General features: G+C 65.5%; 12 protein-coding genes. 7 read left to right on the plus strand and 5 right to left on the minus strand.

The window, feature by feature from the left end; translation table 11 throughout:
- The first annotated feature begins 93 nt into the window (after positions 1–93).
- From ku to FAZ98_RS33705, 3 genes are all read left to right on the plus strand, one after another.
- Positions 94–1,050 (plus strand): non-homologous end joining protein Ku, encoded by a 957-nt coding sequence (gene ku, locus FAZ98_RS33695; protein WP_158958293.1) that lies wholly within the window; start codon positions 94–96, stop codon positions 1,048–1,050.
- Positions 1,050–1,886, plus strand: a complete 837-nt coding sequence (locus FAZ98_RS33700; protein WP_158958735.1) for a tetratricopeptide repeat protein — start codon at positions 1,050–1,052, stop codon at positions 1,884–1,886. Before ku ends, FAZ98_RS33700 begins: the two co-directional genes overlap by 1 nt.
- An 86-nt stretch (positions 1,887–1,972) precedes the next feature.
- Positions 1,973–2,344: a BON domain-containing protein gene (locus FAZ98_RS33705; protein ID WP_158958295.1), complete on the plus strand. Its 372-nt coding sequence runs from the start codon at positions 1,973–1,975 to the stop codon at positions 2,342–2,344.
- Positions 2,345–2,492: 148 nt separating this feature from the next.
- Here the strand turns inward: FAZ98_RS33705 and FAZ98_RS33710 are convergent, their stop codons facing one another.
- The 4 genes from FAZ98_RS33710 to FAZ98_RS33725 are packed head-to-tail and all read right to left on the minus strand — an operon-like array spanning position 2,493 to position 7,306.
- Positions 2,493–3,725, minus strand: a complete 1,233-nt coding sequence (locus tag FAZ98_RS33710) for an aromatic ring-hydroxylating oxygenase subunit alpha (protein WP_158958297.1) — start codon at positions 3,723–3,725, stop codon at positions 2,493–2,495.
- A complete protein-coding gene (locus FAZ98_RS33715) occupies positions 3,722–4,654 on the minus strand; it encodes a LysR substrate-binding domain-containing protein (RefSeq protein WP_158958299.1) in 933 nt (310 codons plus the stop codon). The genes FAZ98_RS33710 and FAZ98_RS33715 overlap by 4 nt, the downstream gene beginning before the upstream one ends.
- Positions 4,655–4,683: 29 nt before the next feature.
- Positions 4,684–5,838, minus strand: coding sequence for a porin (locus tag FAZ98_RS33720; RefSeq protein ID WP_158958301.1), 1,155 nt, complete (start codon positions 5,836–5,838; stop codon positions 4,684–4,686).
- Between the two features lie 22 nt (positions 5,839–5,860).
- Entirely contained in the window at positions 5,861–7,306 is a 1,446-nt protein-coding gene (locus FAZ98_RS33725) for a purine-cytosine permease family protein (RefSeq protein WP_158958303.1), read from the minus strand.
- A gap of 278 nt (positions 7,307–7,584) precedes the next feature.
- Between FAZ98_RS33725 and FAZ98_RS33730 the strand changes: the two genes are divergently transcribed.
- The 4 genes from FAZ98_RS33730 to FAZ98_RS33745 all read left to right on the plus strand — a co-directional run bounded on the left by FAZ98_RS33730 (position 7,585) and on the right by FAZ98_RS33745 (position 12,436).
- Positions 7,585–8,733 carry an aromatic ring-hydroxylating oxygenase subunit alpha gene (locus FAZ98_RS33730; protein ID WP_158958305.1) on the plus strand — a complete coding sequence of 383 codons (1,149 nt, stop codon included), beginning with the start codon at positions 7,585–7,587 and terminating at the stop codon, positions 8,731–8,733.
- Positions 8,734–8,761: 28 nt separating this feature from the next.
- Positions 8,762–10,252: an NAD-dependent succinate-semialdehyde dehydrogenase gene (locus FAZ98_RS33735; RefSeq protein ID WP_158958307.1), complete on the plus strand. Its 1,491-nt coding sequence runs from the start codon at positions 8,762–8,764 to the stop codon at positions 10,250–10,252.
- Positions 10,249–11,220 carry a PDR/VanB family oxidoreductase gene (locus FAZ98_RS33740; RefSeq protein ID WP_158958309.1) on the plus strand — a complete coding sequence of 324 codons (972 nt, stop codon included), beginning with the start codon at positions 10,249–10,251 and terminating at the stop codon, positions 11,218–11,220. The genes FAZ98_RS33735 and FAZ98_RS33740 overlap by 4 nt, the downstream gene beginning before the upstream one ends.
- Before the next feature lie 175 nt (positions 11,221–11,395).
- Positions 11,396–12,436 (plus strand): PAS domain-containing protein, encoded by a 1,041-nt coding sequence (locus tag FAZ98_RS33745; protein ID WP_158958311.1) that lies wholly within the window; start codon positions 11,396–11,398, stop codon positions 12,434–12,436.
- 27 nt (positions 12,437–12,463) lie between these two features.
- Here the strand turns inward: FAZ98_RS33745 and FAZ98_RS33750 are convergent, their stop codons facing one another.
- Positions 12,464–13,546, minus strand: coding sequence for a tartrate dehydrogenase (locus tag FAZ98_RS33750; RefSeq protein WP_158958312.1), 1,083 nt, complete (start codon positions 13,544–13,546; stop codon positions 12,464–12,466).
- Between the last annotated feature and the right edge of the window lie 62 nt (positions 13,547–13,608).

A 13,608-nucleotide genomic window follows, 5' to 3' on the forward strand; every position in this document is an offset into this window, starting at 1 on the left:
CGCCACGAGAGGCCTTCAGGCGAGCCGCTTGCTGTTCGCGTGCGGTTGACTGCTTGCTCAAGCATCACCGCCGATCCGCTCTGGAGGTGTTCCATGGCCGCGCGTTCCCTGGCATCGCTGTCGTTGTCGTTCGGACTCGTCTCGATTCCCGTGAAGGTGTTCACGGCCACGGAAAGTCACGCGGGCGTGAGCTTCAATCTGCTGCACAAGGACTGCGGCTCGCGCCTGAAACAGCAGTATGTGTGTCCGCAGCATCAAACCGTGGTGCCGCGCGAGGACATGGTCAAGGGTTACGAGTTCGAGAAGGACCGCTACGTCGTGTTCGAGAAAGACGAACTCGAAGCCCTCGAAGCCACCGCGCAGCACACCGTCGACATCATCGCGTTCCTGCCCGCGAGCGCGATCGACCCGCTCTATCTCGACAAGCCCTACTATCTCGGCCCGGACAAACGCGGCGGCAAACCTTATTGGCTGCTGGCGAAGTCGATGCTGGAAACGGGCACCTGCGCGCTCGCCAAATGGGTGTGGAAAGGCAGCCAGCACATGGTGCAACTGCGCGCGACCGAGGACGGCATCATCCTCACGCAGTTGCTGTTTGCCGACGAGATTCGCGCGATGACGGGACTCGACGTCGAAAAGCCCGATCTTTCGGCCTCCGAAATGACACTCGCCGGGCAACTCATCGAGCAATACCGCGTGGATGCCTACGACGCGGCTGCCTTTCACGACGAAGAGAAGGAGCGCGTGCTCGCCGCCATCGACCAGAAGATCGCGGGCAAGAAGATCACCGTTGCGCCCGTCGCGCAGCAAGCGGGCGCCGAGATCATCGACCTCGCCGACGCGCTGCGCCGCAGTCTGCAGGGCCGCGGCAAACGCGCCGCGCCCGCCGCGGCGAAAACCGCACGCGCGGCGCAAGCGGCGCAATCCGCAGACGAAACGCCGGCCGCCACCGTCGCGGCGAAGCAGCGCAAGCCCGCGCGCCGCGCGAGCGGCAGCACGGCCACGCCCGCCGCCGTGCCCGTGAAGCGCACGGGCACGCGGAAGTCGTGATGTCGGTCGGCGGCTACAGCCTGCGCGACGTGCAGCGCATGCTGGGCGTGTCGCGCGGCGTGATCGAACGGCTGATCGCGGCGGGCTTCGTCACGCCCGCGGGCGGCGGCCGCGCGCGGCGCTTTTCGTACCGCGACGTGGTGATGCTGCGCACGGCGCATTCGCTGCGCGTGGCGGGCATCGCGCCGCGCCGGATCGTGCGCGCGCTCGAAGCGTTGCGGCGGCGTTGGCTGCGCGAAGGCGGCCCGGGCGATCTCACGGCCGCGCGGCTCACCGCCGTGGGCAATCACGTGGCCGTGCGCGCGCACGACGCCACGCTGCTCGCGGAAACGGGCCAGTTGCTGCTCGACCTCGAACCGCGCGCGGCGCCCGGCGACGTGCTCGACTGGTCGGCGGCCAGCTCGCTGCGCCAGCAGGACGCGGCGCTCGATGCGTACCGCGAAGGCGAGCGCCACGAAGGCGAAGGCGACGCGCGCGCCGCGCAGGAGGCGTACCGGCGCGCGCTGGCCGTCAACCCGCGGCATCTCGACGCCGCCTTGAATCTGGGCTACCTGCTCTGCGACGAAGGCCACTGCCGGCAGGCGGTGAACGTGTATCGCGCGGTGCTCGCGAGCGGCGCGGACTCGCCGCTGCTGCAATTCAACCTGGGCGTGGCGCTCGAGGACGCGGGCGATTTACGCGGCGCGCTCGGGGCCTATAACCGCTGCATCGACGAACAACCCGATTTCGCCGATGCGCATTTCAACGCGGCGCGCATTCACGAAGTGCTCGGCGACACGGCGCGCGCGATTCGCCATTTCAACCGCTACCGCATTCTGGATCGCGGCGGCGAGTAGGCATCGACAGGCCGAGTCGACAGACGGATGATCGGCGTCACCACCCGCGCGATGCTCGACGGCATCGCCATTTCAAGGAGCGAGTCATGAAGAAGAATCTGCTGCGAGCCGCGTGCGTCGTTTCGCTTTCGGCGTTTGCCCTGGGCGCGTATGCGCAAACGGCCAGCGACGCCACCAGCACGAACGATATGTCGATGTCGCAATCCGCGCCCGCCGCCTCGGGCAAGGCGACCAAGGCCGACCGCGCCCTCGGCCGCGCCGTGCGCAAGGCGCTCGCCAAAACCAATGGCTTCGACGTCTCGGGCGTGTTCGTGCGCGCGCGCGGCGGCGCCGTGACGCTGAGCGGTTCGGTGCGCAGCGGCGACCAGATCCAGAAGGCCGAGGACGTGGCGAAGTCGGTGCAAGGCGTGACTTCGGTGTCGAACAAGCTCACGCTGTTCCATGGCGGCAACGGCTGAGTTTCGGGCATCGATCGGGGTTTGATAGTGGGGCTTGCGGCGCTGCCATGGCGGCGTCGCGCCGCCCGCCGGCATCCGCGCGCGCATGCCGTGAAAGCGTTAGTCCGCGTGTATGAATGGGCGCGGCCGTTCAGCGCTTCCCAGCACCCTACGCGTCACCGTAGGCATCGAGATACGCGCGCAATTTCGCGGCGTACCAATCGGTGAAATGATTCAGCATGAATTCCGCCGGGGCATACGTTCCCGGCCGATACCCGCGCGAACTCACGCCCGCCTGGTTGTGCGCGACGAGCGCCGCGTCCTGCGCATTCGTGGCGCGCCATACCGCGGTCAGCGTCTCGATGTCGTAATCGACGCCTTCCACGGCGTCTTCGTGCACGAGCCACGTGGTCGTGAGCGCCGTGCGATTGGGCGCAAGCGGCAGCACGCGAAAGTGGAGGATGTGATCGGCGAGAAAATGATTCCAGTTGTTGGGCACGCGGAACATGCGCACCGACCCGAGATCGGGCTCGCGAAACTCGCCCAGTAACTTACGGCACGCGGCGCGCCCATCCATCGTGAACGAAAGCGCACCGCGACGCAGCGGCAGGCGAATGCAGCGGAACTCCGTGCCGCCGCTCGCGGGCAAGTGCGGTAAATCGAGCGCCTCCCAACGCGCCGTTTTCTCGCTCATGAGCGCCTGAAAATCCTGGGTGCCGCGCGGGTCGTCGGGCAATGCGAATTCGACCAGCGTTTCCAGCAATTCCGGATGACTGCCCGCGCAGTGATAACACTCGCGATTGTTTTCGATCACGAGCTTCCAGTTCGCCTCTTCGACGATGGTTTCCGACCACGCCACCCGCGTGCGTTCGGGCCGATGCGGCGCGATATACGGCGAGACCGCCGCCTTGAAGCGAGAGAAGTCAGGGGGCGTCTCGCCGAGGCAGAGATACACCATGCCGCACAGCGTTTCCACCGGTACGCGGCCGAGCCCATGCGCCGACCGGTCGAAACGGTCCGGCATCTGGCGCGCATGACGCAGCGAACCGTCGAGGTCGTAGACCCACTGGTGATACGGGCACACGAACTTCTTGACGTGCCCGTGCGCCTCGGTGCACAGCACCGAGCCGCGATGGCGGCAGGTATTGAAGAAGGCGGCCACGCCGCCGTCCTCGCCGCGCACCACCACCACCGACGTCGCGCCGATACGCAAGGTCACATAATCGCCCGCGCGCGGAATCTCGGCCACATTGCACGCGAAAAGCCACTCGTTCGAAAAGACCGCTTCGATATCGAGGTCGAATAACGCGGCGTCGGTATAAAACGCGCCTTCGAGACTGTGACCTTCACGGCGCGCTTCGAGCAGCGCCCGCACGGTGTTGATCGTCGCTTCCTGAATCATGCCGCTTCTCCTTGCTCCGTTTTCTTGAGCGACGGCGCGAATGCCTCTGCCAGCCACTCCACGCACACCTTGACTTTCGCCGACTGCGCGAGCCGCTCCGGATACACCGCCCAGACGTTCGCTGGCTGCGTGGCCTCGGGCAGCACGCGCCGCAGTTGCCCGCTTTCCAGTAATGGCTGCACGTCCCACACCGAGCGCAGCACGATGCCGCGCCCCGCCAGCGCCCATTGCACGGCGGCCTCGCCATGATTGGTCGAAAGCGGTCCCGTCACCTTCACGCACTGCGTTTCGCCGTTCACGTCGAGCTTCCACGCGCCGAACGGCCGGTCGCGCTCCTTGATGGCGAGGCACGCATGCGACGCGAGATCGGCCACCGTGCGCGGCGCGCCATGCCGCGCGAGATAGGCGGGCGACGCGCACAGCACGCGATGGTTCGCCGCCAGTTGCTTCGCGATGAGATGCGCGGCGATCTCGTCGCCGATGCGCACGTCGAGATCGAAGCCCTCCGCGGCCACGTCGACCACGCGATCGAACAGATCGAGCCGCACGGTCAGTTGCGGATAGCGGTCGGACAGCGCCGCCAGCGCGGGCGCGACGTACTGGCGCCCGAAGCCGAAGCTGCTCGAGATACGCAGCGTGCCGCGCGCGACGCGGCCCGTGCTCGCGACGTCGTCGACCATCTCGCCCACGTCGCCGAGTATCCTGTCGGCCCATGCGAGCACGCGCTGCCCGGCGCTGGTGAGCGTCACGCGCCGTGTCGAGCGATGCAGCAGCCGCGCGCCGAGCCGCGTTTCGAGCACGCCCACGCGCTTGCTCACATAGGCGGGCGACACCGCCATCGCCTGCGCGGCCGCGCTGAAACTCGCCTCGCGCGCAACGGCGCAGAACACGCGCAAATCGTCGAGTTCGGGAAACGCGGGTGCGGTCATGACAGGTTTCCTCGCGACGCGCCGCGCGCTCAGAACGAGTGACGCATGCCAACGCGCACGTCGGCTTGCGTCGTGGTGCGGGATGGCGCGAAGCTATAGCCGATCACCGCGTCGATGCCCTGCGACGCCTTCAGCCAGTCGCCCGACACGTAGAGGTCGGTGCGTTTGGACAGCAGGTAGTGCGCCCCCGCCGAAAGCTGGTTCCAGTGATGCGCGTCGAAATGCGTGTACTGATAGCCGCCCGCGAGACTCAATGCGGGCGCGATCTGCCAGTTCGCGCCGCCCTCGCCCACCTGCATGATCTGCGTTGCGCCCGACGCCTTGATCTGCGTGTGCGTGTAGGCGCCCATCAGCGTGACGTTGCCGATGGCGTAACTCGCGCCGAGTGCGAGCGCGCCTTGCCGGTCGACGGGAAACGGCGTGCCTGCGTAGAGATCGGTGACGGCGCCCGTCGTGGCGTCGACGCTGACCGTCGGTTGGCCGAAGAACGTTCGCGCGCCGATCATCGCGTACGGATCGAATGCGGCACTCCCCGAAGGCGTGTTCAACTGCGTATAGGCCGCGCCCATCGAAAGCGGCCCGCGTTGATACTGGCCGCCCACGCTCCACGCACTGCCCGCATGAAAGCTGCCGGGCGTATTGCTGAACGAATACACGCCACCAAAGCGAAATCCGCCGAACGGCTTCGAGACGAACTTGATCGCATTGGGCAGATGGTCGCCGTTCATGCGGTCGAAGTCGCCCTGATCGATCGCATAGCCGCTCGCCCACGCGGAAACGTTGTAGAGATAGACGAACTCCTGCGTCATGTCGAACTGGTTGCCGAACGCCAGCGTGCCCCAATCGTTCTGGAGTCCGACATAAGCATTGCGGCCGAACTCCGCGCCGCCGTTCGCGCTGCGCCCGTTGCCGAGGCGAAAGCCGCTCTCCAGCCGGAACACGGCCTGCCAGCCGCCGCCCAGGTCTTCCACGCCTTTCACGCCCCAGCGGTTCGCGTAGGACACGCCATCGTCGAATTCCACCAGCCGCGCGCCGCCCGCGTTGCTCACGTAGGTCACGCCCGCGTCGAGCACGCCGTAGAGCGTCACGCTGCCGTCGCTCGCGCGCGCGCCGGCGGAAAACAGGGCGAGCGCGCACGCGGCCGCGCACGGCGTCGCGCGCCGTGCCTGAGTCAGTATTGTCATGAGAGAAGTCGCGCGGGGAGGATCAGTTCAGGCCACGGTCGGCGTCACGCACGAAACGCCGTTCTTTTTCGATGTCGAGGGAGCGGCACGCCCACAGATACACCAGCCCCGAGACCGGCAGCCCCACGAGCATCGCCACGTCGGCACCGTCCAGCGCGCGCGCCACCGGCCCCATGTACAGCTCGGTCTTGAAGAACGGAATCATGGCGACGAACCCCACCGCGTAGGCGCTCAGACCGCGCCAGCTCCAGCGTCCGTAAATGCCGCGCGGATTGAAGATCTCGCGCACCGAATAATGCGAGTGCCGCACGATGAAGAAGTCGACGAGATTGATCGCGGTCCAGGGCGTGAAGAGGTAACCGAGGATGCCGAGGAAGTCGCCGAACTTGCCCATGAAATTGTCGGTGGCCGAGAACGCGAGCGCGGTGGCCACGCAGGCTACGATCACGAGACTCAGCACGCGCTTCAGCGCACTCGACTTGAGCGGCCGGAACGAATCGGCAATGCTCAGCAGCGTGAGGGATGCGCCGTAGAAGTTGAGTCCCGTGATGGCGAGCAGACCCAGCAGCGCCAGCAACAACGTGATCGCGCCGAAGCCGGGAAAGATCGCGTCGCCGGCGCGCTGCACGGCGTCGGTGATCTCGATCTGCGCGTTGAGCGCCGCTGCCGCCGTGCCGACCAGCATCATCCACACGCCGCCGATCAGCGCGCCCAGAAAGGTCCACCAGAACGTCGAACGCACGCCGGTGGTGGGCGGCAAATATCGCGAGTAATCCGAAACATAGATCGACCACGAGAGCTGATACGCCGCCGCCGCGAACAATTGCACGAGAAAGGGCGTGGACTTGAAGCCTGCGAAGCTGAGCTGCCCGGCGGGAAACTGCACCTTCACGCAAATGCCCACGCTGAACAGCGTGAGCACGACCAACAGCGCGAAAGCCAGCCAGCGCTGCGCCTTGTGGATCAGGTCATAACCGAAGATCGCGAGCGCGAGCGAGGCCAGCGTGAACACCACGTAGCTCACGTGCGGCTCGGTGCCGAGCAGATGATGCGCGGTCTGCCCCGCCATCAGCTGGTTGAACGAGTTGTAGCCGATATAGGTGACCAGCGCGACGACCCACACGAGCAACGCGCCCATATAGCCGAACTGCGGGCGCGACTGGATCATTTGCGGCAAGCCGAGTTGCGGCCCCTGGCTCGAATGAAACGCCATGAAGAAGGTGCCGAGCACGTTGCCGAGCACCACCGCGATCGCGCTCCACAGCAGATTGCCGCCCAAGCTCACGCCAATCGCGCCGGCGGCAATGGTGGCGAGATTGGCGTCGCCGGTAAACCAGACCGGCCACAAATGCCATGCCTTCCCTTTGCGCTCGGCGAGCGGCACGTAGTCGATGGAACGTGATTCGATGCGCGTTTTCGTGCGCGGCCGGTCGCCATCCAGCGGCTCGGCCCATGCGTCCTGAGACATGTCTCCTCCTGTGCGAGGTTATCTTTCGGTTAACGTAAAACTATTGGTTAACAATAGTACGCAACGATGACCTCACTCATGCACTAGCGAATTCGCCTATTGACGCGTCCCGCTTTGCTGATCTCAGGACTTGACTATCTGCCACACGCGCGGCCCAGCAAGGGATAACCCGAATCCCCTCTCCGTCCTGATTCTTCTATCCTTCCGTAAACCTTTGGTTTATTGTAAACCTGCGGTTACGTTAAATCTCTTTACTCCTTCGTCAACAGGCGGACGCCATGACCTATCTCCCCATCGAGTTCCACAAGCCGGAATCCTCTCCCAAACTGCCGGCGGACTTCTGCGCCAGGCACGAGAACGCCTGGACGATTCCCGCCAGCTTCTACACCTCGGAAACGGTGTATCGGCACGAAGAAAAGAAGATTTTCGAAGACACGTGGATCTGCGTCGCGCATCGCAGCGAAGTCGCCAACGCCAACGCGTACATCACGCGCGACGTGGTCGGCGAAAGCATTCTGGTCGTGCGCGGCAAGGACAAGGTGCTGCGAGCGTTCTATAACGTCTGCCCGCACCGCGGCCATCAACTGCTCGAAGGCAGCGGCCAGGCGAAAAACGTCATCACCTGCCCGTATCACGCGTGGGCGTTCAAGCTCGACGGCGCGCTCGCGCATGCGAACAATTGCGATCACGTGGAGTCGTTCGACAAGGACAAGTCGTCGCTCATGCCGGTAAGCGTGGAGGAATATGCGGGCTTCGTGTTCATCAACCTGAATCCGCAGGCGTCAAACGTGGAAGCGCAACTGCCGGGGCTCGAAGCGAGCCTGCGCAAGGCCTGCCCCGTGATCGACGACCTCAAGCTCGCGGCGCGCTTCGTGTCGGAAACGCCCGCGAACTGGAAGTCGATCGTCGACAATTATCTCGAGTGCTACCACTGCGGCCCCGCGCATCCCGGCTTTTCCGATTCGGTGCAGGTCGACCGCTACACGCATTCGCTGCACGGCAACTGGACGCTGCAATTCGGCCATGCGAAGTCGTCGGAGCGTTCGTTCAAGCTCGATCCCGCCATCAAGGACCCGAGCTTCCACGGCTACTGGGCATGGCCCTGCACCATGTTCAACGTGCCGCCGGGAAGCGACTTCATGACCGTGATCTACGAATTTCCGATGAGCGCGGAAGTCACTCTCCAGCACTACGACATCTATTTCCTCAACGAGGAACCCACGGCCGAGCAGCAAAAACTGATCGAGTGGTATCGCACCGTATTCCGTCCGGAAGACCTGCGCCTCGTCGAGAGCGTGCAGAAGGGCCTCAAGTCGCGCGGCTATCGCGGCCAGGGCCGCATCATGGTCGACGAGGCGCGCAGCGGCATCAGCGAGCACGGCATCGCGCATTTCCACCATCTGCTGGCGCAGCAGTATCAAGACTGACGCAAGCCACGCCTGCCCGGAGAACCGCATGACATCGCTCGAACAACCTCGCCTGCAGCATGAGCAGGCTCATATCGACGGCCGCTGGTGCGACGCCGCCGACGGCGCGACGCTCGACGTCGTCAATCCGTCCACGGGCGCGCATCTCGCTCGCGTGCCCAACATGGGCGCGGCCGAAACGCGCGCGGCCATCGAGGCGGCGCATCGCGCGTTGCCCGGCTGGCGCGCGACCACGGCGAAAGAACGCGCGCGGTTGTTGCGCGCCTGGTTCGATCTCGTGATGGCGCATCAGGACGAACTGGCCACGCTCATGACGCGCGAGCAAGGCAAGCCGCTCGCCGAGGCGCGCGGCGAGATCGCGTATGCCGCTTCGTTCATCGAATGGTTCGCCGAGCAGGCGAAGCGCGTCGACGGCGACGTGATTCCGGGCACCCACCCCGATCAGCGGCTCCTGGTCACACGCGAACCCATCGGCGTCTGCGCGGCGATCACGCCGTGGAATTTCCCCTCGGCGATGATCACGCGTAAGGTCGCGCCCGCGCTCGCGGCGGGCTGCACGATTGTCGTGAAGCCCGCGAACGAAACGCCGCTTTCGGCGCTGGCGCTGGCCGCGCTCGCCCAGCAGGCGGGCATTCCGGCGGGCGTGGTCAACGTCGTCACGGGCAAGTCGCGCGAGATCGGCCTCGAAATGACCTCGAATCCGCTCGTGAAAAAGCTCACGTTCACAGGCTCGACCGAAGTTGGCCGCCTGCTCATGCGGCAGTGCTCGGACACCGTCAAGAAAGTCTCGCTCGAACTGGGCGGCAACGCACCGTTCATCGTATTCGACGACGCCGATCTCGACGCCGCCCTCGAAGGCGCGCTGCTTTCGAAGTATCGCAACGCGGGCCAGACCTGCGTGTGCGCGAACCGCTTTTACGTGCACGATTCGCTCTACGCGGCATTCTGCGAGCGCTTCGCGGCGCGCGTGGCCGCGCTGCAAGTGGGCGACGGTTTCGCCGCGGGCGTGAACATCGGCCCGCTCATCAACGGCGCCGCGCGCGCCAAAGTCGACCAACTCGTGCGCGATGCGTTATCGCAAGGAGCACGCGTGCTCACGGGTGGCGCGCCGCACGCGCGTGGCGGCAACTTCTACGCGCCCACCGTGCTCGCCGACGCGAAACCCGGCATGGCCGTGCTCAGCGAGGAAATCTTCGGCCCGGTCGCGCCCATCGTGCGCTTTGCGAGCGACAGCGAAGTCGTGCAACTCGCCAACGACTCGATCTACGGGCTTGCCGCGTACTTCTACAGCCGCGACATCGGCCGCATCTGGCGCGTGGCCGAGCAGCTCGAATACGGCATCGTGGGGATCAACACCGGCCTGATCTCGAACGAAGTCGCGCCGTTCGGCGGCGTCAAGCAGTCGGGTGTCGGGCGCGAAGGCTCGAAGTACGGCATCGACGACTATCTCGCGCTCAAATATCTCTGCATGGGCGGCATCTCGGAGCGCGCCGCCGCGCCGGCCGGGAGCGCGAAATGAATGCGCGCGAATCGATGACCGTCGACGTCGTCGGCGTGGAAACGCTCACGCCGCTCATCAAGCGCTACACGCTCGCGCTGCCGGACGGCGCGCCGTTGCCGTCGTTCACTGGCGGCGCGCACGTGCTCGTGTCGATGCAGGACGGCGACGTGTGGCATCACAACGCATATTCGCTGCTCGGTTCGCCGCACGACACGCGCCGCTACCAGATCGCGGTGCGCCGCGAGGCAGTGTCGCGCGGCGGCTCGGCGTTCATGCACGAGCAGGTGCGGGTGGGCACGCGGCTCGCCATCGGCACGCCTGCGAATCTGTTCGAACTCGCGCGCGACGCAAGGGATCACGTGTTCATCGCAGGCGGGATCGGCATCACGCCGTTTCTCGCGCACCTCGCCGAGCACGCGACGAGCGATCTCGACCTCGAACTGCACTATGCCTACCGCAGCCCCGAGCATGGCGCGTTCGTGAGCGAACTGCGGGAGCACCCGCGCGCGGCACACGTGCATTGCTACGCGGACAGCGCGGGCCCGCGCCTCGATCTGCTCGAACTCTTCAAGCGCCTGCAACGCGAGCGCCCCGCGGCCCATGTGTACGTGTGCGGCCCGCAAGGGCTCAACGACGCGGTCTATGCGAACGCCGCGCTGCTCGGCTGGCCGAAGGCGCAGTTGCATTCCGAACAGTTCGCGGCCACGGATACGGCGGGCCAGGCGTTCACCGTGGTGCTGGCGAAGTCGGGCCTGGAAGTGACGGTGGGCGAGGACGAAACCATCCTCAAGGCCATCGAGCGGGCGGGCGTGAGCGTCGAATCGCTGTGCCGCGAGGGCGTGTGCGGCACCTGCGAAGTCCCGATCCTCGAGGGCCGCGCGGATCATCGCGACCAGTATCTCGACGAGGACGAAAAGGCCGCGCAGAAAACCGTTCTGCTGTGCGTCTCCCGCGCGCTCACGCCGCGGCTCGTGATCGATCTGTAGAGGCCTGCCCACGCCGATCCGTTACACTACGGGCTCGCCCAGCGAGCCGCGCCAGCGCGCCTCCGTGCGCCCTGGCCCGCCCCGGCGGCACACGCCTGGCCGACCCCGGCCCGCGGCGTCTGCCGTCTTTTTCGTTCGATCGCGCGTTCGACGCGCCCGCCATCAAGGGAAATGGATGTCCGAGGATACGTTCGCGTTCCGGCTCAAAGTGTTACTCGAACACAAGCAACTGAGCTTGCAGCAGGTCGCCGATGTGGTAGGCATCTCGCGCCCCGCCGTGCACAAGTGGACACGCGGCGGTGAGATCGACTATTCGAATCTGCGGCGCCTCGCCGCCTTTCTCGACGTGAACTGGGTCTGGCTGCGCTACGGCGACGAAGCCGTGAAAGATCTCGGCATCAACGGCAAGACCGAATTGCCCATGACCGATCTGCGCCGCCGGCATACCGCGGAAATCGTCTCGAACGAAGCGCGCATGAAGCAGGCGCAGGAAGCGGCCGGCATCGTCACCTGGGAATGGAATCTCGTCACCGACGAACTGTTCTATTCGAGCAATTGCGCGCGGCTCTACGGGCGCGAGATTCACACCAACGAGGCATTCTGGGAGATCCTGCATCCGGAGGACGCGCACTGGCTCAATGCCGAGACCATGCGCGCGGTGATCGCGAAGAAAGCGCCGCAGGTCTGGGACTTCCGCATCATCCTGCCCGACGGCCGGGTGCGCTGGATCGAATCACGTCTCGCCACGCTGCTCGACGACGCGGGCCGCGCCGTGCGCGTGGTGGGCACGACCATCGACATCAGCGCGCGCAAGGAAGCGGAGTCGGCGCTCCTGAGCCGCTTTCAGTTGCTCAACGACGCCGCGCGGCTTGCGGGTGTGGGCGCGTGGCGCTGGCTGCGCAACGCCGACGAACTCGTGGTGACCGAGGAATGGTGCCGGTTGTTCGGCGTGGACGCCGCCGCGCCGCCGCGACATTACGTGGATCTGTCGCGGCACATTCATGCGGAAGATCGCGCGGCGCGCGAAGCCGCCGTGAACGAGGCGCTCGCCCAGCGCGCCGACTACCGCGTGCTCTACCGCGCGGCGTTGCCCGACGACACCTGGCGCCTCGTGGTCGAGCACGGCCAGGCGCGCGTGTCGCCACACGGCGACGACGTATGGATCACGGCATTGTGCCGCGCCGCGCAACCGGCCGACATGAACGCCAGCGACTGACACGCCCATGAGGGCGTGAGGCGCGATTCAGAGCCCTCGCGCGATGGCTTCGCCCACGCCGGACGTACTCGCATTGCCGCCCATGTCCGGCGTACGCGGTCCTTCCACGAGCACCGTTTCGATGGCCTGCATGATGGCATCGTGCGCGGCTTGATACGCAGCATCGCCGTTGCCGAGAAACTCGAGCATCATCGCGCCCGACCAGATCATGGCGATGGGATTAGCGATCTGCTTGCCGAAGATGTCGGGCGCGGACCCGTGCACCGGCTCGAACAGCGAAGGAAACCTGCGCTCCGGATTCAGGTTCGCCGAAGCCGCCAGACCAATCGTGCCCGTGCAGGCCGGACCGAGGTCGGAAAGAATATCGCCGAACAGGTTCGACGCAACCACCACGTCGAAGCGATCCGGTTGCAGCACGAAGCGCGCGCACAGAATGTCGATATGCTGCTTGTCCCACTTCACCTCGGGATACGACCGGGCCATCTCCGCCACGCGCTCGTCCCAGTACGGCATGCTGATCGAAATACCGTTCGATTTCGTGGCCGCCGTGAGTTGCTTGCGCTTGCGCTGATTCGCGAGATCGAAGGCGTATTGCAGAATGCGATCCACGCCCTGACGCGTGAACACCGACTCCTGCAACACGAATTCGCGCTCGGTGCCTTCGAACATCTTGCCGCCCACCGAAGAATATTCGCCTTCGGTGTTCTCGCGCACCACGAGAAAGTCGATATCGCCCGGTTTGCGGTTGGCGAGCGGACACGGCACGCCCGGCAGCAGGCGCACGGGACGCAGATTCACGTATTGGTCGAATTCGCGGCGGAATTTGAGCAGCGAACCCCACAGTGAAATATGGTCGGGGACTTTCTCGGGCCAACCCACCGCGCCAAAGTAGATCGCGTCGAAGCCCTTGAGCGTGGCGAACCAGTCGTCGGGCATCATCTTGCCGTGCTGCAAATAATAGTCGCAGCTGGCCCAGTCGAAATGCGTGAATTCGATCTTCAGGCCGAACTTCGCGGCAGCGGCTTCGACCACGCGCACGCCCTCGGGCATCACTTCCTGGCCAATGCCGTCACCGGCAATGGCGGCGACCTTGAATATTTTTTGCGTCATAGCGGCTCCCGTTCAGGGTGATGAGTTGAACGACAGCATGTCACAACGGTGCGCGCGCATTA

Source organism: Paraburkholderia acidisoli, from assembly GCF_009789675.1.
GTDB lineage: Bacteria > Pseudomonadota > Gammaproteobacteria > Burkholderiales > Burkholderiaceae > Paraburkholderia > Paraburkholderia acidisoli.

Excerpts from the sequence above, each read along its gene's own strand:
- ku (WP_158958293.1), top strand. The coding sequence starts at position 94 with ATGGCCGCGCGTTCCCTGGCATCGCTGTCGTTGTCGTTCGGACTCGTC.
- FAZ98_RS33700 (WP_158958735.1), top strand. The coding sequence starts at position 1,050 with ATGTCGGTCGGCGGCTACAGCCTGCGCGACGTGCAGCGCATGCTGGGC.
- FAZ98_RS33705 (WP_158958295.1), top strand. The coding sequence starts at position 1,973 with ATGAAGAAGAATCTGCTGCGAGCCGCGTGCGTCGTTTCGCTTTCGGCG.
- FAZ98_RS33710 (WP_158958297.1), bottom strand. The coding sequence starts at position 3,725 with ATGATTCAGGAAGCGACGATCAACACCGTGCGGGCGCTGCTCGAAGCG.
- FAZ98_RS33715 (WP_158958299.1), bottom strand. The coding sequence starts at position 4,654 with ATGACCGCACCCGCGTTTCCCGAACTCGACGATTTGCGCGTGTTCTGC.
- FAZ98_RS33720 (WP_158958301.1), bottom strand. The coding sequence starts at position 5,838 with ATGACAATACTGACTCAGGCACGGCGCGCGACGCCGTGCGCGGCCGCG.
- FAZ98_RS33725 (WP_158958303.1), bottom strand. The coding sequence starts at position 7,306 with ATGTCTCAGGACGCATGGGCCGAGCCGCTGGATGGCGACCGGCCGCGC.
- FAZ98_RS33730 (WP_158958305.1), top strand. The coding sequence starts at position 7,585 with ATGACCTATCTCCCCATCGAGTTCCACAAGCCGGAATCCTCTCCCAAA.
- FAZ98_RS33735 (WP_158958307.1), top strand. The coding sequence starts at position 8,762 with ATGACATCGCTCGAACAACCTCGCCTGCAGCATGAGCAGGCTCATATC.
- FAZ98_RS33740 (WP_158958309.1), top strand. The coding sequence starts at position 10,249 with ATGAATGCGCGCGAATCGATGACCGTCGACGTCGTCGGCGTGGAAACG.
- FAZ98_RS33745 (WP_158958311.1), top strand. The coding sequence starts at position 11,396 with ATGTCCGAGGATACGTTCGCGTTCCGGCTCAAAGTGTTACTCGAACAC.
- FAZ98_RS33750 (WP_158958312.1), bottom strand. The coding sequence starts at position 13,546 with ATGACGCAAAAAATATTCAAGGTCGCCGCCATTGCCGGTGACGGCATT.